The sequence below is a fragment of the Bradyrhizobium sp. 191 genome (assembly GCF_023100985.1).
In the GTDB taxonomy this organism is placed as follows: Bacteria; Pseudomonadota; Alphaproteobacteria; order Rhizobiales; family Xanthobacteraceae; genus Bradyrhizobium; species Bradyrhizobium diversitatis.
In genome coordinates, this window is sequence record NZ_CP064692.1 from 4268429 (window position 1) to 4289371 (window position 20943).

The 20943-nt window shown below is 65.9% G+C and carries 19 protein-coding genes; 12 read left to right on the plus strand and 7 right to left on the minus strand.

Annotation, left to right across the window (positions count from 1 at the left end; all coding sequences use genetic code 11):
• Positions 1–12: 12 nt before the first annotated feature.
• The gene (locus tag IVB23_RS19820) at positions 13–978 is read right to left on the minus strand and encodes a Bug family tripartite tricarboxylate transporter substrate binding protein (protein WP_247799754.1); all 966 of its coding nucleotides are present in this window, start codon (positions 976–978) and stop codon (positions 13–15) included.
• A 204-nt stretch (positions 979–1182) separates the two neighbouring features.
• Between IVB23_RS19820 and proB the strand changes: the two genes are divergently transcribed.
• The 10 genes from proB (at position 1183) to IVB23_RS19870 (ending at position 10956) form a co-directional block, all read left to right on the plus strand.
• A complete protein-coding gene (proB, locus tag IVB23_RS19825) occupies positions 1183–2304 on the plus strand; it encodes a glutamate 5-kinase (protein WP_197969137.1) in 1122 nt (373 codons plus the stop codon).
• A gap of 259 nt (positions 2305–2563) precedes the next feature.
• The gene (locus IVB23_RS19830; RefSeq protein ID WP_247799755.1) at positions 2564–3859 is read left to right on the plus strand and encodes a glutamate-5-semialdehyde dehydrogenase; all 1296 of its coding nucleotides are present in this window, start codon (positions 2564–2566) and stop codon (positions 3857–3859) included.
• 19 nt (positions 3860–3878) lie between these two features.
• Positions 3879–4523: a nicotinate-nucleotide adenylyltransferase gene (locus tag IVB23_RS19835; protein WP_247799756.1), complete on the plus strand. Its 645-nt coding sequence runs from the start codon at positions 3879–3881 to the stop codon at positions 4521–4523.
• A 196-nt stretch (positions 4524–4719) separates the two neighbouring features.
• Positions 4720–5076, plus strand: a complete 357-nt coding sequence (rsfS, locus tag IVB23_RS19840) for a ribosome silencing factor (protein ID WP_024338888.1) — start codon at positions 4720–4722, stop codon at positions 5074–5076.
• A 110-nt stretch (positions 5077–5186) separates the two neighbouring features.
• Entirely contained in the window at positions 5187–5669 is a 483-nt protein-coding gene (gene rlmH / locus IVB23_RS19845; protein WP_247799757.1) for a 23S rRNA (pseudouridine(1915)-N(3))-methyltransferase RlmH, read from the plus strand.
• Between the two features lie 34 nt (positions 5670–5703).
• Entirely contained in the window at positions 5704–7041 is a 1338-nt protein-coding gene (locus tag IVB23_RS19850; RefSeq protein ID WP_247799758.1) for a peptidoglycan DD-metalloendopeptidase family protein, read from the plus strand.
• Complete coding sequence (locus tag IVB23_RS19855; RefSeq protein ID WP_061880214.1) at positions 7038–8399, plus strand: S41 family peptidase; 1362 nt, start codon at positions 7038–7040, stop codon at positions 8397–8399. Before IVB23_RS19850 ends, IVB23_RS19855 begins: the two co-directional genes overlap by 4 nt.
• A gap of 143 nt (positions 8400–8542) precedes the next feature.
• On the plus strand, positions 8543–9766 hold the full coding sequence (locus IVB23_RS19860; protein WP_247799759.1) for a divergent polysaccharide deacetylase family protein: 1224 nt from the start codon (positions 8543–8545) through the stop codon (positions 9764–9766).
• A gap of 76 nt (positions 9767–9842) precedes the next feature.
• Positions 9843–10349 (plus strand): RNA pyrophosphohydrolase, encoded by a 507-nt coding sequence (locus tag IVB23_RS19865; protein ID WP_061880212.1) that lies wholly within the window; start codon positions 9843–9845, stop codon positions 10347–10349.
• A 106-nt stretch (positions 10350–10455) separates the two neighbouring features.
• Positions 10456–10956, plus strand: a complete 501-nt coding sequence (locus tag IVB23_RS19870; RefSeq protein WP_061880211.1) for an RNA pyrophosphohydrolase — start codon at positions 10456–10458, stop codon at positions 10954–10956.
• A 170-nt stretch (positions 10957–11126) separates the two neighbouring features.
• Here the strand turns inward: IVB23_RS19870 and IVB23_RS19875 are convergent, their stop codons facing one another.
• The 5 genes from IVB23_RS19875 to IVB23_RS19895 all read right to left on the minus strand — a co-directional run bounded on the left by IVB23_RS19875 (position 11127) and on the right by IVB23_RS19895 (position 16275).
• A complete protein-coding gene (locus IVB23_RS19875; protein WP_061880210.1) occupies positions 11127–11534 on the minus strand; it encodes a F0F1 ATP synthase subunit epsilon in 408 nt (135 codons plus the stop codon).
• A gap of 87 nt (positions 11535–11621) precedes the next feature.
• A complete protein-coding gene (gene atpD, locus IVB23_RS19880) occupies positions 11622–13055 on the minus strand; it encodes a F0F1 ATP synthase subunit beta (RefSeq protein WP_061880209.1) in 1434 nt (477 codons plus the stop codon).
• A gap of 81 nt (positions 13056–13136) precedes the next feature.
• Positions 13137–14009, minus strand: coding sequence for a F0F1 ATP synthase subunit gamma (locus IVB23_RS19885; RefSeq protein ID WP_061880208.1), 873 nt, complete (start codon positions 14007–14009; stop codon positions 13137–13139).
• Positions 14010–14185: 176 nt separating this feature from the next.
• Entirely contained in the window at positions 14186–15715 is a 1530-nt protein-coding gene (gene atpA / locus IVB23_RS19890) for a F0F1 ATP synthase subunit alpha (RefSeq protein WP_061880207.1), read from the minus strand.
• A complete protein-coding gene (locus IVB23_RS19895) occupies positions 15715–16275 on the minus strand; it encodes a F0F1 ATP synthase subunit delta (protein ID WP_131874110.1) in 561 nt (186 codons plus the stop codon). Before IVB23_RS19895 ends, atpA begins: the two co-directional genes overlap by 1 nt.
• A gap of 650 nt (positions 16276–16925) precedes the next feature.
• On the opposite strand from IVB23_RS19895, the gene IVB23_RS19900 reads away from it, so the two are divergent.
• The gene (locus IVB23_RS19900) at positions 16926–17429 is read left to right on the plus strand and encodes a septal ring lytic transglycosylase RlpA family protein (protein ID WP_197969132.1); all 504 of its coding nucleotides are present in this window, start codon (positions 16926–16928) and stop codon (positions 17427–17429) included.
• Positions 17430–17657: 228 nt separating this feature from the next.
• On the opposite strand, the gene IVB23_RS19905 is transcribed toward IVB23_RS19900, so the two are convergent.
• The gene (locus IVB23_RS19905) at positions 17658–19865 is read right to left on the minus strand and encodes a primosomal protein N' (RefSeq protein WP_247799760.1); all 2208 of its coding nucleotides are present in this window, start codon (positions 19863–19865) and stop codon (positions 17658–17660) included.
• A gap of 111 nt (positions 19866–19976) precedes the next feature.
• Between IVB23_RS19905 and IVB23_RS19910 the strand changes: the two genes are divergently transcribed.
• Positions 19977–20942: a tyrosine recombinase XerC gene (locus IVB23_RS19910; protein WP_247799761.1), complete on the plus strand. Its 966-nt coding sequence runs from the start codon at positions 19977–19979 to the stop codon at positions 20940–20942.
• The last annotated feature ends 1 nt before the right edge of the window (position 20943 follow it).

Below are 20943 nucleotides of genomic sequence, written 5' to 3' on the forward strand. Positions count from 1 at the left end.
GACCAAATAGATTCAATTCTCGATCTTGTAGCCCGTCGCCTTCACGATCGGCTGCCAGAACGCCGTGTTTGCGGCGAGTTCCTTCGTCAATCCATCCGCGTTGCTGCCGACCGGAATCATTCCGATCGCCGTCAGCTTCTCCTTCACCTCCGGCTTGGCCAGCGCCGCGCTTGCGGCCGCGCCGAGCTTGCTCGCAAACTCCGGCGGGCTGCCGGCGGGAAGCCACATGCCGTACCAGGCGTCCGCGACGAGATCGATGCCGTTCTCCTTCAGCGTCGGAACGTCGGGCGCGAACGGCGAGCGCTCCACGCTCGAGACCGCGATGATCTTCACGCCCTTGGCGCGGTGCTGCGGCAGCGCATCGGCCAATGTCACGATGCCGAACGAGATGTGGCCGCCGACGAGGTCGTTGAGGATCGGGGCGCTGCCGCGATAGGGCACCCGGGTCAGGGGAATGCCGAGATCCTTCTCGAGCTTGGAGCCCATGAAATGCGGAATAGTGCCGTTGCTCGGCACCCCGAACGACGTCTTGTCCGGATGCGCCTTCAGCCACGCCACGAATGACTTGAAATCGGCGGCGTCGATCCCCGGGCCGATCACGACGGCGAACTCGAACCGCGCCAGCAGCGACACCGGCATGAAGTCCCTGGCCGTGTCGAAGCTCGGGGTCGTCTCCACCATCGGCAGCAGGTACATGGTGGGGCCCGTCGTCACCAGCACCATGCTGCCGTCGGGGCTTGCGCCCTTCACCGCCTTGATCCCGATCAGGCCGTCGCCGCCGGTGCGGTTCTCGACCACGATGGTCCGTTGCAGCACCGGGGCCATCTCCTGCGCGATCAGCCGGCATAGCGTATCGCCGCCAGCTCCGGCTGCGAACGGGAAGATGATCTTGCTCAGCCCGGCCTGCGCCTGCGCTCCACCCGCATGCGCCAGGAGCGGCAGGCCGAGGCATCCGGTCATGAATTTGCGGCGATCCATACGTTTCCTCTCCAAGCCCGTTTTTGGTTGCCGGCATTAGAACCGGCTTGGCGTCCAAGACAAGGCCGACGTTGGCCGTTTACCATCTCGCCCGCCTTGCGCCGGCCATCGTCCTGCTGCAAAAGCAGGCCTCACCGGCGCCGCTCTTTCGCTCCGCCGCTTCCGATGCAGAGCAATTCGCCACACGCGCCAGCGCATACACACATGGCCAGCCCCGAACTCAGTCAATTCCGCCGTATCGTCGTCAAGGTCGGCTCCGCACTGCTGGTGGATTCCGACAAGGGCGAGGTACGCGCGTCCTGGCTCGCCGCGCTCGCGGACGACATGGCCAGGCTGCACAGCGAGGGACGCGACGTCCTCGTGGTTTCCTCCGGCTCGATCGCGCTCGGCCGCAGCCGCCTCAAGCTGCCGCGCGGTCCGCTGAAGCTGGAGGAGAGCCAGGCCGCCGCCGCGGTCGGCCAGATCGCGCTGGCGCGGATCTGGTCCGAGGTGCTGGGGGCGCACGGCATCGGCGCCGGCCAGATCCTGGTGACGCTCCAGGACACCGAGGAGCGCCGCCGCTATCTCAACGCCCGCTCCACCATCGGCAAGCTGCTGGAATGGCGCGCGATCCCCGTGATCAACGAGAACGACACGGTGGCCACCAACGAAATCCGCTACGGCGACAATGACCGCCTCGCCGCGCGCGTCGCCACCATGGCGAGCGCCGACCTGCTCGTGTTGCTGTCCGACATCGACGGGCTCTACGACGCCCCGCCGAAGAACAATCCGGACGCAAAGCTCATTCCCGTGGTCGAGAGCATCTCCTCGGAGATCGAGGCGGTGGCGGGAGACGCCGAGTCCGAGCTGTCGCGCGGCGGCATGCGCACCAAGGTCGAGGCGGCCAAGATCGCCACGACGGGCGGCACCCACATGCTGATCGCCTCCGGCAAGATCGAGCATCCCCTGCAGGCGATCGCCAATGGCGGCCGCTGCACCTGGTTCCTGACGCCGGCTAACCCCATCACCTCGCGAAAGCGCTGGATCGCAGGCACGCTGGAGCCGAAGGGCACGCTGACGATCGATGCGGGTGCCGTGACGGCGCTGCGCGCCGGCGCCAGCCTGTTGCCGGCCGGCGTGATCAAGGTGGAGGGCCAGTTCGCCCGCGGCGATGCCGTCATCGTCCGCGGCCCCGACAGCAGCGAGGTCGGCCGCGGCCTGATCGCCTATGACGCCGAGGTCGCCGAGCGGATCAAGGGCCGCTCCTCCCCGGACGTGATGAGCATCCTCGGCATCAGCGGGCGCTCCGAGATGATCCACCGCGACGATCTCGTGGTGGGCGGGTAAGTGACCGCACCGTCATTCCGGGGCGGCGCGCCAGCGCCGAACCCGGAATCTCGAGATTCCGGGTCTGGTCCTTCGGACCATCCCGGAATGACGGCGAAGGTGATGCGTGGATGGCTGGGACAAGCTCGGCCACGACGCCGGAGGCTGAGCCATCAGCCCACCCCAGCAGCGAGCGCCGGGAGACCTGCCATACCCGCCCCGCCCTTCGCAAAAGCAGGATTTCCGTGCTAGGACACCGCCTTAGCAGAAGGTTGAACCCATGGCCGCCCCCCTGAAAGCCGTTGACGGCAATGCCGATCTTCAGGCGCTGATGTCCGATCTCGGAACCCGGGCCCGCGCTGCCGCGCGCGTGCTGGCGCTGGCGCCGCCGGAGCAGAAGAACCGCGCGCTGGACGCGATGGAGCGGGCGATCCGCAACCATGCGGCCGCGATTCTCGCCGCCAATGCCGAGGACGTCGCGGAAGCCCGCGCCTCCGGCAACGCAACCTCCTCCTTCATCGACCGCCTGACGCTGACGCCGGCGCGGATCGAAGGCATGGCCGAAGGGATCGCCATCGTCCGCGGCATCGCCGATCCCATCGGCGTCGTCACCGAGAGCTGGCAGCGGCCGAACGGCATGACCATCGAGCGCGTACGCGTGCCGCTCGGCGTGGTCGGCGTCATCTTCGAGAGCCGTCCGAACGTTGCGGCGGACGCCGGCGTGCTGTGCCTGAAGTCCGGCAATGCCGTGATCCTGCGCGGCGGCTCCGACAGTTTTCGCTCCTGCCGTGCCATTCATGAGTGCCTGGTGCAGGGCCTGCGCGAAGCGGGCCTTCCCGAAGCTGCGATCACGCTGGTGCCGACGCGCGACCGCGCCGCGGTCGGCATGATGCTGTCAGGCCTGAACGGTGCGATCGACGTGATCGTGCCGCGCGGAGGCAAGAGCCTCGTCGCGCGCGTCGAGCAGGAGGCGCGCGTGCCGGTGTTCGCGCATCTCGAAGGCGTCAACCACGTCTATGTCGATGGCAGCGCCGACCTCGCAATGGCGAAGTCGATCGTGCTCAATGCCAAGATGCGACGCACCGGCGTCTGCGGCGCGGCCGAGACGCTGCTGGTCGATCGCGCCGCTGCCGGCAACACCCTGAAGCCGCTGGTCGAGATGCTGCTCGATGCCGGCTGCGAGGTGCGCGGCGACGACGCCGTGCAGAACAGCGATGCACGGGTCAAGCCTGCCAGCGAAGACGATTGGGACACCGAATATCTCGACGCGATCATCGCGGCGAAGGTGGTCGACGGCGTCGACGGCGCGATCGCGCACATCCAGACCCACGGCTCGCATCACACCGACGCGATCGTGAGCGCGGACGAGGCTGCCGCGAAGAAGTTCCTGAGCGAGGTCGATTCCGCGATCGTGCTGCACAACGCCTCGACGCAGTTCGCCGACGGCGGCGAGTTCGGTTTCGGCGCCGAGATCGGAATTGCCACCGGCCGGTTTCACGCCCGCGGTCCGGTCGGCGCCGAGCAGTTGACGAGCTTCAAATATCGCGTCCACGGCACCGGGCAGACCCGGCCGTAGACGTCGCGAGGCGCGGGCATTGAGCAACAATTTCGTCGTGCCGCGTTCCCCGGCGCAAGCGGTCCCGCCCCACACGCCGGGCATGCGCATCGGCCTGCTCGGCGGCTCCTTCAATCCGCCGCATCGGGCGCATCGCGCCATCAGCCAGTTTGCGCTGAAGCGATTGCAGCTCGATCGCGTGTGGTGGCTGGTCACGCCCGGCAATCCGCTGAAGGAGAACGGCACGCTGCACGAGCTCGGCGCGCGCATGCAGGCCGCGCGCGACGTTGCTGATGATCCGCGCATCGAGGTGAGCTGTCTCGAATCCGTCATCCGTACGCGCTACACTATCGATACGATCAACACGTTGCGCCGCCGCTTCCCTGGCCTGCGCTTTGTCTGGATCATGGGCGCCGACAATCTCGCTCAATTCCACCGTTGGCAGGACTGGCGGCGCATCGCCGCCCAGGTGCCGATGGCCATCATCGATCGCCCGCCGCAGAGTTTTCGTGCCCTCGCCTCCCCCGCCGCCCAGGCGTTATCGCGCTACCGCCTGCCCGAGACGAAGGCAGCAGGACTTGCGGATCGGCCGGCGCCCGCCTGGGTGTTCCTGACCGGATTGAAGCTGAACCTCTCCTCGACGGGCCTGCGGAACCCGGACGGGAGCTGGAAAGGTACGAAGTGAGACGAACTGTGCGGGCTGAAGGCTCTCTGGCATATTGAAACCCTTAACCCCACATGATGTAGTGTAACCAGTGAGCGCCGGATTCGCGTTCGCGATACAGTGAAAGGAATGGTCCCTGACCACATCTGTATTGTCCAAGCCTGTTTTACCCAAGGTTGCCAAGCCTACGCGTAAAACATCGACCAAAGCTGCGGCCTTGAAGGCGCAACCCGACGCCGACAAGACGCTGAGCCTGATCCTCTCCCGCCTCGAGGATATGAAGGCGGAAGAGACGGTCACCATCGACCTTCGCGGCAAATCGGCGTACTCCGACTACATGATCGTGACCACCGGCCGGGTGAACCGGCACGTCGGCGCGATCGCGGAAAACGTCACCAAGAGCCTCAAGGAAAACGGCATCAAGAACATCCATGTCGAGGGCTTGCCCAATTGCGACTGGGTGCTGATCGATTCCGGCGACGTGATCGTGCACGTGTTCAGACCCGAGGTCCGCGAGTTCTACAATCTCGAGAGATTGTACACGCAGGGCCCAGGGGCGGCGAAGGCGATCTAGGCTCATCGAGCCGATTTCGAATCGGCTGACGCGCATGCTAGCGTCGTGCGCGCGCTTGTTGCGCGCGGTCTTGAAACGCGACCCTGACGATATCAGACCCTGAAGATATCATGCGTGTTGCTGTCATTGCGGTGGGCCGGCTGAAGCAGGGCCCCGAACGGGAGCTTGCCGACCGCTATTTCGAGCGGTTCGACGAGGCCGGCCGCAAGCTTGGATTCCGCGAGCTCAGCATCCACGAAATTCCCGAGAGCCGCGCGCGCGATCCCGCGACACGGATGGCCGAAGAGGCCGCGGCGATCTCGGCGCATATCCCGGAAAGATCCGTCCTGGTGGCGCTGGACGAACGTGGCCAGAATCTCGAGTCCACCGTATTCGCACGGCATCTCGGACGCTGGCGCGACGAAGGCGCCGGACATACTATCTTCGTGATCGGTGGGGCGGACGGACTTTCGCCCGAATTGCGCCGTAAGGCCAAGCTCGCGATCGCGTTCGGCTCTGCGACCTGGCCGCACCAAATGGTCCGCGTCATGCTTCTGGAACAGCTTTATCGGGCCGCCACGATTCTGGCGGGCCATCCCTATCACCGCGCGTGATGCGCGCCACAACGAGCACTTTTGCCGAGAAGCGATGCGAGCGCCGATTCTCAACCTGCTGCTGATCGCCAACGTCGCCGGCGCAAGCCTCGCGCAAGCCCAGACGGCAACACCGGCGCCGCAGACCGCAGCCATCTCGCCCGACGCGATCAAGCAGCGCGAGCAGGAGCTGGAAGCTGCGCGCGCCAGGCAACGAAGCGCGGAAGAAGCGCAGGCCAAGCTCAAGGCCGAGATCACCGCGCTCGGCCAGGACCGCACCCAGCTCAATCAGCAGCTGATCGAGACCGCCGCCAATGTGCGCACCGTGGAGAGCAAGATCGACGAGGCCGAAGCGCGGCTGCGCGCGCTGAACGGCCGCGAGCAGCAGATGCGCAGCTCGCTCGATTCACGCCGGGCCGACATCGTCGAAGTGCTCGCGGCCTTGCAGCGCGCCGGAAGGCGCACGCCGCCGGCGCTGCTGGTGCGGCCCGAAGATGCGCTGCAATCACTGCGCACGGCGATGCTGCTCGGCGCCGTCGTGCCGGAATTGCGCGGCCGCGCCGAGAAGATCGCGGCCGAGCTCGGCGAGCTCGTGGCCTTGCGCAAGGCCATCGCCACCGAGCGCGACCAGCTCGCCTCTGACCGCGACAGGGTCCGCAACGACCAGACCCGGCTCGCCGCTTTGGTCGACGAGCGGCAGCGCCAGCAGGCGGCACGCGAAAAGGACCTGGACGCCGAGAGTTCGCGCGCCATCGCGCTTTCACGGCAGGTCGGCGATCTCCAGGGGCTGATCGCCAAGATGGAGCAGGACCTGCAGAGCGCAGCCAAGGCTGCCGAGAAGGCCGCGGAGGCCGCAAGGCAGGCCGAGGCCAAGGCGGCCGCCAGCGCCAACATCGACGCCAAGTCGGGCCCGGGCGCTTTCAAGGACAAGTCCCGCAACACCCCGGCGATCGCCTTCGCTTCCGCCAAGGGCCTTTTGCCTCTCCCTGTTAACGGTAACAAGATCAGGGACTTTGGCGGTTCCGACGGGGTTGGCGGGGTCCAGAAGGGGATTTCGCTGGCCACCAGGCCCGGCTCCCAGGTCACGACGCCGTGTGACGGCTGGGTGGTCTATGCCGGGCCGTTCCGCAGCTATGGACAACTCTTGATCCTAAACGCCGGTGGCGGGTATCATGTCCTGATCGCCGGGATGGAGCGCATTTCGGTCAACATCGGACAGTTTGTGCTCACGGGGGAGCCGGTCGCGACCATGGGGTCGACCTCACAAGTCGCCTCCATTCTCGCCACGAACGCGAGTCAACCTGTGCTGTATGTCGAGTTCCGTAAAGACGGCACTCCAATCGATCCAGGCCCATGGTGGGCCGCAAATGAAGGCGAGAAGGTTCGCGGATGATGCGCAAGACTTCAGTAATCCTCCTCAGCGCCGCCACCGGTGCAGCGCTGACGCTGTTCGTGACCCAGCCGCGCGCGGTCTTCATGGGCTCCAGCGCGCGAGCCGCCACCGCGGACACCTATCGCCAGCTCAATCTGTTCGGCGACGTCTTCGAGCGCGTGCGCTCCGACTATGTCGAGAAGCCCGACGACACCAAGCTGATCGAATCCGCCATCAGCGGCATGCTCACCGGCCTCGATCCGCATTCGAGCTACATGGACGCCAAGAGCTTCCGCGACATGCAGGTGCAGACCCGCGGTGAGTTCGGCGGTCTCGGCATCGAGGTCACGATGGAAGACGGCCTGATCAAGGTGGTCTCGCCGATCGACGACACGCCCGCCTCGCGCGCCGGCGTCATGGCCAACGACATCATCACCAACCTCGACGACGAGGCGGTGCAGGGCCTGACGCTGAACCAGGCGGTCGAGAAGATGCGCGGCCCGGTCAATACCAAGATCAAGCTCAAGATCATCCGCAAGGGCCAGGACAATCCGATCGACGTCACGCTCGTGCGCGACAACATCCGTGTCCGCTCGGTGCGCGCGCGCGTCGAACAGGACGATATCGGCTACATCCGCATCACCACCTTCAACGAGCAGACCACCGAAGGCCTGAAGCGGGAGATCGGTAACCTCACGAACCAGATCGGCGGCGACAAGCTCAAGGGCTTCATCATCGACCTGCGCAACAATCCGGGCGGCCTGCTCGAGGAAGCGGTCACCGTCTCGGACTCCTTCCTTGAGAAGGGCGAGATCGTCTCGACCCGCGGCCGCAATGCCGAGGAGACCCAGCGCCGCACCGCGCATGCGGGCGACCTGACCAAGGGCAGGCCGGTCATCGTGCTGGTCAATGGCGGCTCGGCCTCGGCGTCGGAAATCGTCGCCGGCGCGCTGCAGGACCACAAGCGTGCGACGATCGTCGGCACGCGCTCGTTCGGCAAGGGCTCGGTGCAGACCATCATCCCGCTCGGAAGCGGTAACGGCGCGCTGCGGTTGACCACCGCCCGCTACTACACGCCGTCGGGCAAGTCGATCCAGGCCAAGGGCATCGTGCCCGACATCGAGGTGCTGCAGGACGTGCCGGACGAGCTGAAGTCGCGCACCGACACCAAGGGCGAGGCTTCGCTGCGCGGCCATCTGAAGAACGACGGCGACGAGAAGACCGGCTCGCAGTCCTACGTCCCACCGGATGCCAAGGACGACAAGGCGCTCAAGCTTGCCGGCGACCTGCTCCATGGCATCAAGAACAGCGCCTCCGCAGCGCCGACGCCGGGCGGCGACAACAAGGCCACGGCCGACAGGCCCAAGGCGGCGAACTAAGGCCTTTCATTCTGCGATCTGACGAAAAGGGCGGCTCCTGGAGCCGCCCTTTTTGCGTGGGGCTCCCGACCCCCGGCCTATCCCGGCCTGCCGCCGCTTGACCTCGGCATGGTATCGTCGGCTGGAGTGATTCGGGATCTCGCATGACTGAAACGGCCGATGATCTGAGCGCGCCGCTCGGACAGGACAAGCCGCGCCGGAAACGCCGGCTGCGGCTGCCGTTCACGGCCATGCAGCTGCTTGCCGTCCTGCTCGGACTTTTCCTCCTCACCTTTGCCGGCTTCGCCATCTTCAACAAGGATCCGCTCGGCGGCGAGCCGATGACCCGGATCGCGATCCGCGCTCCCGATGCCACGGACGAGAAGCCGGCGGCCTCCAGCCACGGCTCTGAGAGCAAGCCAGAGGGCAAGCACGAGACCAAGGAGACGCCGAAGCAGGCCGCCCCCGGTGAGCAGAAGACCATCACCATGATCGACGGCTCGACCGGCGCCCGCCACGACGTGGTGATCGGCGGTGGCGATGCCGCCGACAAGGGCGAGGCGGCATCCGCCCCGCCGCCCGTCATGGCCGGAATCAATCCGAAGCTCTTGGAGAAATCGCGCTACGGCATGATCCCGGTGACTGCTGACGGGCTGAAGCCGTTCAACGTCTATGCGGCGGACGCCGACCGCGCCAAGGCCGCCAAGATGCCCGTGGTGGCGATCGTGATCGGCGGCCTCGGCGTCGGCGCCGCCAAGACCCTGGACGCGATCATGAAGCTGCCGCCGGCGGTGACGCTGGCCTTCACGCCCTATGGCGCCGACCCCGGCAAGCTCGCCGAGCGCGCCCGCGCGCAGCGCCACGAGATCTTCCTCCAGATCCCGATGGAGCCCTATGACTTCCCCGACAACGATCCGGGACCGCAGACGCTGCTGACCTCGCTCAGCCCCGACCAGAACATGGACCGTCTCTATTGGCACCTGAGCCGGATGCAAGGCTATGCCGGCCTCACCAATTTCATGGGCGCGCGATTCATCGCGACCGAGCCGGCGATGCAGCCGATCATCCGCGAGGCGGCCAAGCGCGGCCTCGGCTTCTTCGACGACGGCTCCTCGCCGCGCAGCATCGCGCCCCAGGCCGCGGCGGACCAGGCCATGCCGTTCGGCAAGGGCGACATCGCCATCGACGTGGTGCCGACGCCGACTGAGATCGACCGCGCCCTCAACAAGCTCGAATCGACCGCACGCGAACGCGGCATCGCCGTCGGCACGGCCTCGGCCCTGCCCGTCTCGATCGAGCGCATCGGCGCCTGGACCAAGACATTGGGCGACCGAGGTATCCTTTTGGTGCCATTGACAACCGCGATGCTGAAATCAAAATCCAGCTAAATCAACGAATTGGTACGGCACGGCTCCCGCGGGGCCGCATCAAGCCGGACCTAGGGCATGCGAGAGGTCTGGCGGAATGGCGCGTTACGAGGATCTGCCCTACCGGACCTGCGTCGGTGTGATGCTGCTCAATCCAAAGGGACTGGTGTTCATCGGCCGCCGCGCCGGCGGCATCGAGCATGTCGACGACACCCATGTCTGGCAGATGCCGCAGGGCGGCGTCGACCCCGGCGAGGACACCTGGGAAGCCGCCAAGCGCGAGCTCTACGAGGAGACCAGCGTACGCTCGGTCGAGCGGCTCGGCGAAGTCCCGGACTGGCTCACTTACGACATTCCGCGCACGGTTGCGGGGCGCGCCTGGAAGGGCCGTTACCGCGGCCAGCGCCAGAAATGGTACGCGGTGCGCTTCACCGGCAAGGACAGCGAGATCAACGTCGAGAAGCCCGGCGGTGGCGGCCACAAGGCGGAATTCGTGAGCTGGCGCTGGGAATCGATGAAGAATCTCCCTGAATTGATCATCCCCTTCAAGCGCCCGGTCTATGAGCGCGTGGTGAAGGAATTTTCCGCGCTGGCGGAGGATTGAATGGTTGCCGTCGTTCCGGGGCGATGCGACAGCATCGAACCCGGAACCTCGAGATTCCGGGTTCGCGCTGCGCGCGCCCCGGAATGACGACGAGAGAGATTTGCAAGTGACCAATGAAAAGCCCTACCGCCCCAACGTGGGCATCGCGCTGTTCAACACCGACGGCAGTGTGCTGATCGGCCACCGCTTCAAGGGCGACGGGCCGGAGATCATTCTGCCGGGGCTCGACTGGCAGATGCCGCAGGGCGGCGTCGACGAGGGCGAGGATCTGCGCGATGCGGCGATGCGCGAGCTCTGGGAGGAGACCAATGTCGTGAGCGCCGACTTTCTCGGCGAAACCGACTGGTTGGCCTACGAGTTCCCACCCTACGACGGGCCGCAAACGCACCGGCTGGCGAAGTTTCGGGGGCAACGGCAAAAGTGGTTCGCGCTGCGCTTCACCGGCCGCGACGACGAGATCGATCCGCTGACACCGCGCAACGGCCAACCCGCCGAGTTCGACGCCTGGCGCTGGGAGCGCCTCGACCGTGTCGCCGATCTCGTGGTGCCGTTCCGTCGCGACGTGTACCGCGCCGTGGCGCGAGAGTTTGCTGCCTTCGGAAACTGAAGGCGCGAAAACAACCCCATGCACAGTAGCGAAGTGTTTGACACGTCGCGATAAAATCGGCGGCAGCTCCAGCGATCCCGCAACAAAGTTTCAGCGCCCGCCACTTCCGTGACGAGCGCTGAACCTGTTCAGGAATCTGGAGCTTGAGCCCCGGAGCGGTGCCCCGGGGCTTAGTGCATAGCCGTGGAGCTGAGCTGCTGCTGGATGCTCTTGAAGTGGTCGAGCCGCTCGATGGCGTGATCGAGCTCGCCGCCTTCGTGCTCCTTCAGACCCTCTTCCATCTCCGCGATCGTCTCGGCGAACTGCGCACGATCGAGTTCGTCCAGCGAGGTCGCGACGTCGGCGAGCACCGTCAGGCCCTTCTCGGAGACTTCGGCGAGGCCGCCGAGCACGATGATCTTCTCGTGCCTGCCGCCGGCGGTCACCGTGAGAATGCCGGGCCGGATCGCAGCCACGACCGGCGCATGCCCTGCCAGCACGCCGAAATCGCCCTCGACGCCGGGGATGTCGACCTGGTCGACCTCACCCGAGAACGCGAGCTTTTCCGGAGAGACGAGATCGAAATGGAAGGTGGCCATTGAGAACCTGCGAATGGTGAGTAGCGAATGGCGAGTGGCTGAAAGAGGGAGCAGCTATTCGCCACTCCCTATTCGCTTTTCGCCAGCTTACGCCGCTTCAGCGGCGAGCTTCTTGCCCTTCTCGACGGCTTCTTCGATGGTCCCGACCATGTAGAAGGCGGCCTCCGGCAGGTGATCGTACTTGCCTTCGACCAGGCCCTTGAAGCCCTTGATGGTGTCGGCGAGCTCGACGAACTTGCCCGGCGATCCCGTGAAGATTTCGGCGACGTGGAACGGCTGCGACATGAAGCGCTCGACCTTGCGAGCGCGGGCCACGGTCAGCTTGTCCTCTTCCGAAAGCTCGTCCATGCCGAGAATGGCGATGATGTCCTGGAGCGCCTTGTAGCGCTGCAGCACCTGCTGGACCTGACGGGCGACCGCGTAGTGCTCCTCGCCGACGACCAGCGGGGAGAGCATGCGCGAGGTCGAGTCGAGCGGGTCCACCGCCGGATAGATGCCCTTTTCGGCGATCGAGCGCGACAGCGTCGTGGTCGCGTCAAGATGCGCGAACGAGGTCGCCGGCGCCGGGTCGGTCAAGTCGTCGGCCGGAACATAGATGGCCTGCACCGAGGTGATCGAGCCCTTCTGCGTGGTGGTGATGCGCTCCTGCAGCGCGCCCATGTCGGTCGCGAGCGTCGGCTGATAACCCACGGCCGAAGGAATACGACCCAGGAGCGCCGACACTTCCGAGCCAGCCTGGGTGAAGCGGAAGATGTTGTCGACGAAGAACAGCACGTCCTGGCCCTTGTCGCGGAAGTCTTCCGCGATGGTGAGGCCCGTGAGCGCGACGCGGGCGCGGGCGCCCGGCGGTTCGTTCATCTGGCCGAACACCAGCGCGCACTTCGACTTCACGCTCGGATCCGGATTCTTCGGATCGGCGTTGACCTTGGACTCGATGAACTCGTGGTAGAGGTCGTTGCCCTCGCGGGTGCGCTCGCCGACACCGGCGAACACGGAGTAGCCGCCGTGCGCCTTCGCGACGTTGTTGATCAGTTCCTGAATCAGCACGGTCTTGCCGACGCCGGCGCCGCCGAACAGGCCGATCTTGCCGCCCTTGGCGTAGGGCGCGAGCAGGTCGACGACCTTGATGCCGGTGACGAGAATTTCAGCCTCGGTCGACTGGTCGGTGTAGGTCGGCGCCTCCTGGTGGATGGCGCGCAGGCCTTCCGACTTGACCGGTCCGGCTTCGTCGATCGGCTCGCCGATGACGTTGATGATGCGGCCGAGCGTGCCTTCGCCGACGGGAACGCGGATCGGAGCGCCGGTGTCGGTCACTTCCTGGCCGCGGACCAGACCTTCGGTGGTGTCCATCGCGATCGTGCGCACGGTGGATTCGCCGAGATGCTGGGCGACTTCGAGCACCAGGCGGTTGCCGCCGTTCTTGGTCTCGAGCGAATTGAGAATGGCCGGGAGGTGGCCTTCGAACTGCACGTCGACGACGGCGCCGATGACCTGGGTGACGCGACCGACCTGGGCTGCCATTGAATGTCTCCTTCGATCCGAACTTCTAGACCACGGTCAGCGACCGGGATGTTGCGTGTAATGAGTACTGAAGCGCCTTGATCAGACGGCCTCGGCGCCCGAGATGATTTCGATCAGTTCCTTGGTGATCTGCGCCTGACGCGTGCGGTTGTAGACCAGCGTCTGCTTGCGGATCATTTCGCCGGCGTTGCGCGTCGCGTTGTCCATCGCGCTCATCTGCGCACCGTAGAACGAGGCGTTGTTCTCGAGCAGCGCGCGGAAGATCTGGACCGCGAGGTTGCGCGGCAGAAGGCGGGTGAGGATCTCATCCTCTTCCGGCTCGTATTCGTAGGACGTGGTGCTCGCAGCAGCGCTCTCCTCGACGACCAGCGGGATCACCTGCTGGGCGGTCGGGATCTGCGCGATTACCGACTTGAAGCGAGAGTAGAACAGCGTGCAGACGTCGAACTCGCCGGCCTCGAAACGCGCCAGCACCTTCTTGGCGATGTCCTCGGCATTGACGAAGCCGAGCTGGCGGACACTGCGCAGATCGAGATGCTCGACGATCTGCTTGTCGAACTGGCGGCGCAGCTGCTCGTAGCCCTTGCGGCCGACGCAGAAGAACTTCACGTCCTTGCCCTGCGCCATCAGCGCGAGGGCGCGCTCGCGGGCGAGACGCACGATCGAGGAGTTGAAGGCGCCGGACAGGCCGCGCTCGCCGGTGCAGACCAGCAGCAGATGCACCTGATCCCTGCCGGTGCCGGCCAGCAGAACCGGCGCACCGGGCGAGCCCGCAGCGGCGCTGGCGATGTTGGAGATCACCGCGCTCATCTTGTCGGCATAGGGCCGCGCCGCTTCCGCGGCGGTCTGCGCACGGCGCAGCTTGGAGGCTGCGACCATCTGCATGGCCTTGGTGATCTTTTGCGTCGCCTTGGTGGAGGCGATGCGGACGCGCATGTCTTTAAGTGACGCCATTCTTCGTTCACCCCGGCGGTTCGACCCTTGCGATCAACCCGCTAGCCTATCCCAGTCGTCATGCCCGGGCTTGTCCCGGGCATCCACGTCCCGTCTTGCACGCCAATAGACGTGGATGGCCGGGACCTCAGTTGCGAAGACGCGCTTCGCGCTTTAGCCCGGCCATGACGGCGTTGTTACGCGAAGCTCTTCGCAAAACCCTCGACCACCGACTTCAGCTTGCCGGCGGTGTCGTCGGCGAGATCGCGGCTGTCGCGGATCGCGTTGAGGATGTCGACGTGCTTGCCGCGCAGCAGCGAGAGCAGGCCGTCCTCGAACGCACGCACCTTGTTGAGCGGGAGCGGATCGAGATAGCCGTTGGTGCCGGCCCAGATCACGCAGACCTGCTCTTCCATCTTCAGCGGCGAGAACTGCGGCTGCTTCAGGAGCTCGGTCAGGCGCGAGCCGCGGTTGAGCAGGCGCTGGGTCGAGGCGTCGAGGTCGGAGCCGAACTGCGCGAACGCCGCCATTTCGCGGTACTGGGCGAGCTCGCCCTTGATCTTGCCGGCGACCTTCTTGGTGGCCTTGGTCTGCGCCGAGGAGCCGACGCGCGACACCGACAGACCGACGTTCACCGCAGGACGGATGCCCTGGAAGAACAGGTCGGTTTCCAGGAAGATCTGGCCGTCGGTGATCGAGATGACGTTGGTCGGGATGTAGGCCGACACGTCGTTGGCCTGGGTTTCGATGACCGGCAGCGCCGTCAGCGAGCCCGAACCCTGGTCCTTGTTCAGCTTCGCCGCGCGCTCGAGCAGGCGGGAGTGCAGATAGAACACGTCGCCCGGATAGGCTTCGCGGCCCGGCGGGCGGCGCAGCAGCAGCGACATCTGGCGGTACGCGACGGCCTGCTTGGACAAGTCGTCATAGATGATGACCGCGTGCATGCCGTTGTCGCGGAAGTACTCGCCCATGGTGCAGCCGGTGAAGGGCGCGATGTACTGCATCGGCGCCGGATCGGAGGCGGTGGCGGCGACGACGATCGAATATTCGAGCGCGCCCTGCTCTTCCAGCACCTTCACGAACTGCGCGACGGTCGAACGCTTCTGGCCGACGGCGACGTAGACGCAGTACAGCTTGATGTTCTCGTCGGGCTGCGCGTTGAGCGGCTTCTGGTTCAGGATGGTATCGAGCGCGATCGCGGTCTTGCCGGTCTGGCGGTCGCCGATGATCAGCTCGCGCTGGCCGCGGCCGATCGGGATCAGGGCGTCGATCGCCTTGAGGCCGGTCGCCATCGGCTCGCTCACCGACTTGCGCGGAATGATGCCGGGCGCCTTGACGTCGACGCGCATGCGCTTCTCGGCCTGGATCGGACCCTTGCCGTCGATCGGGTTGCCCAGCGCGTCGACGACGCGGCCGAGCAGGCCCTTGCCGACCGGCGCGTCCACGATGGCGCGGGTGCGCTTGACGGTCTGGCCTTCCTTGATCTCGCGGTCGGCACCGAAAATAACGACGCCGACGTTGTCGGTTTCAAGGTTCAGCGCCATGCCGCGGGTGCCGTTCTCGAACTCGACCATTTCACCGGCCTGGACGTTGTCCAGACCGTAGACGCGGGCGATACCGTCGCCGACGGACAGCACCTGTCCGACTTCGGAGACTTCAGCTTCCTGGCCGAAATTCTTGATCTGGTCCTTGAGGATCGCGGAAATTTCCGCGGCGCGGATGTCCATCAGCCTGCCTCTTTCATCGCGTGCTTGATCGAATTGAGTTTGGTGCGAAGCGAACCATCCACCATGCGGCTGCCCAGCTTGACGACGAGGCCACCGATGATCGAGGGATCGACTTTCACGTTCAGCGCGACGTCCTTGCCGGTCACCGACTTCAGGGCAACCTTGAGGGCATCGAGATTCTTGTCCGAGAGCGCTTCCGCCACGGTGACGTCGGCCGTCGTCTCGCCCTTGAACTTGGCGACGAGGGCGCGGTAGCCGCGGATGACGTCGGCCACCACGAACAGGCGGCGGTTGGCGGTCAGCACCTTGAGGAAGTTGGCGGAGATGCCGGCGATGCCGGCCTTGGCCAGCACGGCCGAGAGGGCCCGAGACTGGGCGTCGGCCGCGAACACCGGGCTGCGGACGAGGCGCTTGAGATCCGCGCTCTCGTTCAGCAAGGCATCGAATTTGTCGAGATCGGCTTTGACCTCGTCGACCACTTTCTGGTCGCGGGCCAGTTCAAACAAGGCCGTTGCATAACGACCGGACACACCTGAAACGGACGTATCTTCTGCAGCCACAGACGCGCTCTTTTGCTGTCAAACTCGCAAGGGAAAAACCGTCGCCACGAAGCGGCGCCTAGCGATCCAAGCCCTTGGAATTCAAGCGGGACTTCGATTTTCGACCAGCACGGGAGGTGCCGGGCTCGTTAAAATCGCGGCTTTGCTAACATAGCAGGCGCGCACGTGCAACATGACGCCAAATTAAAGGCACGGGGTTCTCTCGCCAGTTCGTCGCAGCGGACGACGCCGCGAGGGCGTCGCTGACGCGTTCGGGCGGATGACCTCCCGCGCTGCGGAAATTGCCGGGAGCCTCCCCGGCGGTTGGTTCCTGCCCCCAGCGCATAGCGGCCATGAACACGGATCGCTGAGGCGTGATTTCGAAGTCGCCGGTTCCACTGGCCGAATACTTACCGAATTCTGAACAATCGAAGCGATCACTTCGATTTACAGTATTACGAAGTAATCATGAGGTTAATGAATCGTTAAAGCCGAAGATTACGGAACATCGTCTGATTATCGCACAACGGTAACAAGATGTTTCATGACGAAACATACCCAATTTACTGCCCAATTCACGCCTCATTGGGAATCGAAACGCCAAACCGCTCACAAACTGATGGGGGCTCCACTGGCCACACATGTGGCAATACTAGCTTAGGGACCAATAAATGCTGTCTTTGAAGACGCTGGGCTTTGTGACCCGGCCGCGTACGGCGATCGCTTTCGTCGCCGCAACCCTTCTCATCGGTGGAACCGCCACCGAAGCGTCCGCCAAATCCCGGCATCACCGGCACCATCATCATCACCGCCACCACGCCCAGACCGACACCAACGCGACCTCCGATTGGCGCAACGCCAATGCGTCGATGACGCCGACCTCCGGCACGGGCCGCAGCTTCTCCGGCATGGCTTCCTTTTACGGCAACGAATCCGGCAGCCGGACGGCGTCGGGCCAGCGCTTCAACCAGAACGCCATGACCGCGGCGCACCGTTCGCTGCCGTTCGGCACCAAGCTGCGCGTCACCCATGGCAGCCAGAGCGTCATCGTCACCATCAACGACCGCGGCCCGTTCATCCGCGGCCGGGTGCTCGACCTCTCCACGGGTGCCGCCCGCGCCATTGGCCTCACCAGTCGCGGCGTCGGCCGCGTCACCGCGGAAGTCGTCTCCTGACGGGGCGATCAACGCCTTTCCTCACACGCGCAGTTTTCATCAGTTTGCTGCGCGCGTGAGACAAGCCCGTGGTCTTGGGGGACCACGGGCTTTTTTGTCGTCATTCCGGGGCGCGCGCAGCGCGAGCCCGGAATCCATCGCGCGGCAGAGTTGGTGGAAGAATGGATTCCGGGCTCGCGACTTCGTCGCGCCCCGGAATGACGACCAAGCATTTGGTGACAGTGGCGCTTACAAGAAGCTCTGCGGATCGACGTCCACCTCGAGCTTGAGATTGCCCGTCGGCTTCGGGCACACGGCGAGCCAGCTGCGCAGATAGTCCGACAGATCGAAGCCCCGCGCCGATTTCACCAGGATGCGGAAGCGGTAGCGGCCCTTGATGACGGCGAGCGGCGCTTCCGCCGGGCCCAGCACCACGACGCGTTCGTCGCGCGGCGCCAGCGCGACGAGCTTGCGGCCAAAACCTTCCGCGCTCGGCCGGTCGCCTGCCGAGATGATCAGGCTCGCGAGCCGGCCGAACGGCGGATAGAGCGTCTTCTCGCGCAGCTCGATCTCGCTGTCGTAGAAGGCCTCGCGGTCGCAGGCGATCAGCGCCTTCATCACGGGATGATCGGGCTGGTGGGTCTGGAGATAGCCGACGCCGCGGCCCTGCTCGCGTCCGGCGCGGCCGATCACCTGGTTGAGCAATTGCCAGGTGCGCTCCGCCGCGCGCGGATCGCCGTTGGAGAGGCCAAGATCCGCATCGATCACGCCGACCAGATTGAGCCGCGGGAAATTGTGGCCCTTCGCCACGAGCTGCGTGCCGATGATGATGTCGACGCGGCCCTCCGCGATCTCGGCGAGCTCGATGCGCATCGTCTCGATCGAGGTGATGAGGTCGCTGGACAGCACCATGGTGCGCGCGTCCGGGAACAGCGCGGCCGCCTCCTCCTGCAGGCGCTCGACGCCGGGACCGACCGCGACCAGCGATTCCTCGGCCGAACAGTTCGGGCAGATATGCGGGCGCGGCATCGAGAAGCCGCAATGGTGACAGACTAGGCGCTGGCGGAAGCGATGGTCGACCAGCCATGCATCGCAGATGGTGCAGGCGAAGCGATGGCCGCAGGCACGGCACAAGGTCAGCGGCGCATAGCCGCGCCGGTTGAGGAACAGCAGCGCCTGCTCGCGCCGCTCGATCGCGATTCTGATCTCGCCGGCAAGCCGCGGCGAGATGAAGCGGCCGCGCGCGGGCGGCTCGCGCCGCAGGTCGATCGCCTCGATATGCGGCATGTGCTGGCCGCCGAAGCGCGAGGGCAGCGCGATGCGCTGGTAGCGGCTCTTGCGCGCATTGACCTCCGATTCCACCGACGGGGTCGCGGAGGCCAGCACGACCGGAATCCTGGCGATGTGCGCGCGCACCACCGCCATGTCGCGGGCGTGGTAATGCACGCCGTCGTCCTGCTTGTAGGCCTGGTCGTGCTCCTCATCGACGACGATGAGGCCGAGATTGGCATAGGGCAGAAACAGCGCCGAGCGCGCGCCGACCACGACCGGCGCTGAACCTTCGGAGATCGCGGCCCAATTGCGCGCGCGGGTGCGCGGCGTGAGCTCCGAATGCCATTCGATCGGCCGCACGCCGAAACGCTGCGCGAAGCGATCGAGGAACTGGCCGGTCAGCGCGATCTCCGGCATCAGGATCAGCGACTGCTTTCCGCGACGGATCACCTCGGCCACGGCTTCGAAATAGACCTCGGTCTTGCCCGAGCCGGTGACACCGTCGAGCAGCGCGACATGGAAAGTGCCGTTGGCCGCGAGCGCGCGCATAGCATCCACACCGGCACGCTGCAGCGGCGAGAAATCCGGCCGGCCGAAATCCGGATCGGGCGCGGGCGGCGGCGCGGGCGGCGGCATCGGCTCGACCGTGAGCGTGCCTTCGTCGACGAGGCCGTCGATCACGCCTGAGGAGACGCCCGCTTCCTTGGCCGCCTCGGACTTGCCGTGCAGCAGCCGATCGGACAGCACCGCGATCACCCGCTGCCGCGCCGGCGTCAGGCGCTTCGGGGGATCCCCCACGAGGCGAACGCCGGCGCGCACCCGCTCCGGGCCGAGATTCTCGCCCATGCGCAGGCACATGCGCAGCACCATGCCGCGCGGGCTCAGCGTGTAATTGGCGACCCAGTCGACCACCGAACGCAGCTCGGGCTTCAGCGGCGGGATATCGAGCTTCTCGCTGACCTCCTTGAGGCGATTGTGCAGGCGCGGATCGGGATTGGCATTCTCGCCCCACACCACGGCGAGCACCTCGCGCGGGCCGAGCGGCACACTGATGAGATCGCCCGCCTTCAGCTCCATCCCGCGCGGCACCTTGTAGGAATAGGTCTGGTCGAGCGCGACCGGCACCAGCACGTCGACCATGCCGGTCGCGTGGGCGGAGGCGGGGCTGCGCGGTGTGTGATCCATGGGTGGAGAATCGGAACTCGGGGACTTCAGGCTAGCGCCGCGAGCCGGCCTTAGCGAACGATAAACGAGTGTGATGCGATATACTGAGTGGAATCACCACGTCCAGAGCGCATGAGCAAAGCGACCGCCCCAAGAATCGAGCTCGCCAGCGCCGATCCCTCGATCGCGCAGGAGATGGCACGCTGGCTGTCGCATCTCGGCGCCGAACGGCGGCTGTCGCCGAAGACGCTGGAGGCCTATGGCCGCGACTTGCGGCAGTGCCTGGATTTCCTCAGCAATCATTGGGGCGAGCGCGTCACGCTGGCGCGCTTCGCGGCGCTGGAGGCCACCGACATCCGCGCCTTCATGGCGATGCGCAGGGCCGACGACATTGCCGGCCGCAGCCTGATGCGCGCGCTGGCGGGCCTGCGCTCGTTCGGTCGCTTCCTCGAGCGCGAGGGCAAGGGCAAGGTCGGTGCATTGTCCGCGATCCGCGCGCCAAAGGTTGCGAAGAGCCTGCCGAAACCGCTGCCGATGGCCTCCGCAAAACGCCTGGCCGATGCCGACGAGCGCGCCGGCGAGGACCGCGAGACCTGGATCCTGGCGCGCGACGCTGCGGTGATGGCGCTGCTGTATGGCTCGGGCCTGCGCATCTCCGAAGCGCTCGGCCTGAAGCGCCGCGAGGTGCCGCGTCCCGGCGAAGGCGACGTGCTGGTCGTGACAGGCAAAGGCAACAAGACGCGCATGGTGCCGGTGCTCCAGAACGTGCTCGAGCTGGTGCAGGAGTACGTTTCGATGTGCCCCTACCCGCTACCCGCGGAAGGGCCGATCTTCGTCGGCGCGCGCGGCGGGCCCTTGAGCCCGCGCATCATCCAGCTCGCGATGGAGCGGCTGCGCGGTGCGCTCGGCCTGCCCGACAGCGCCACGCCGCACGCGCTCCGGCACTCCTTCGCCACGCACCTGCTCTCGCGCGGCGGCGACCTGCGCGCCATCCAGGAGTTGCTCGGCCATTCCTCGCTCTCGACGACGCAGGTCTATACCGGCATCGATTCGGAGCGGTTGCTCGAAGTGTATGCCAGCGCGCATCCGCGTCGATAGC

Coding starts and splice junctions, on each gene's coding strand:
- IVB23_RS19820 (WP_247799754.1), bottom strand. CDS start 978: ATGGATCGCCGCAAATTCATGACCGGATGCCTCGGCCTGCCGCTCCTG.
- proB (WP_197969137.1), top strand. CDS start 1,183: ATGGCCAGCCCCGAACTCAGTCAATTCCGCCGTATCGTCGTCAAGGTC.
- IVB23_RS19830 (WP_247799755.1), top strand. CDS start 2,564: ATGGCCGCCCCCCTGAAAGCCGTTGACGGCAATGCCGATCTTCAGGCG.
- rlmH (WP_247799757.1), top strand. CDS start 5,187: ATGCGTGTTGCTGTCATTGCGGTGGGCCGGCTGAAGCAGGGCCCCGAA.
- IVB23_RS19850 (WP_247799758.1), top strand. CDS start 5,704: ATGCGAGCGCCGATTCTCAACCTGCTGCTGATCGCCAACGTCGCCGGC.
- IVB23_RS19855 (WP_061880214.1), top strand. CDS start 7,038: ATGATGCGCAAGACTTCAGTAATCCTCCTCAGCGCCGCCACCGGTGCA.
- IVB23_RS19860 (WP_247799759.1), top strand. CDS start 8,543: ATGACTGAAACGGCCGATGATCTGAGCGCGCCGCTCGGACAGGACAAG.
- IVB23_RS19865 (WP_061880212.1), top strand. CDS start 9,843: ATGGCGCGTTACGAGGATCTGCCCTACCGGACCTGCGTCGGTGTGATG.
- IVB23_RS19875 (WP_061880210.1), bottom strand. CDS start 11,534: ATGGCCACCTTCCATTTCGATCTCGTCTCTCCGGAAAAGCTCGCGTTC.
- atpD (WP_061880209.1), bottom strand. CDS start 13,055: ATGGCAGCCCAGGTCGGTCGCGTCACCCAGGTCATCGGCGCCGTCGTC.
- IVB23_RS19885 (WP_061880208.1), bottom strand. CDS start 14,009: ATGGCGTCACTTAAAGACATGCGCGTCCGCATCGCCTCCACCAAGGCG.
- atpA (WP_061880207.1), bottom strand. CDS start 15,715: ATGGACATCCGCGCCGCGGAAATTTCCGCGATCCTCAAGGACCAGATC.
- IVB23_RS19900 (WP_197969132.1), top strand. CDS start 16,926: ATGCTGTCTTTGAAGACGCTGGGCTTTGTGACCCGGCCGCGTACGGCG.
- IVB23_RS19905 (WP_247799760.1), bottom strand. CDS start 19,865: ATGGATCACACACCGCGCAGCCCCGCCTCCGCCCACGCGACCGGCATG.
- IVB23_RS19910 (WP_247799761.1), top strand. CDS start 19,977: ATGAGCAAAGCGACCGCCCCAAGAATCGAGCTCGCCAGCGCCGATCCC.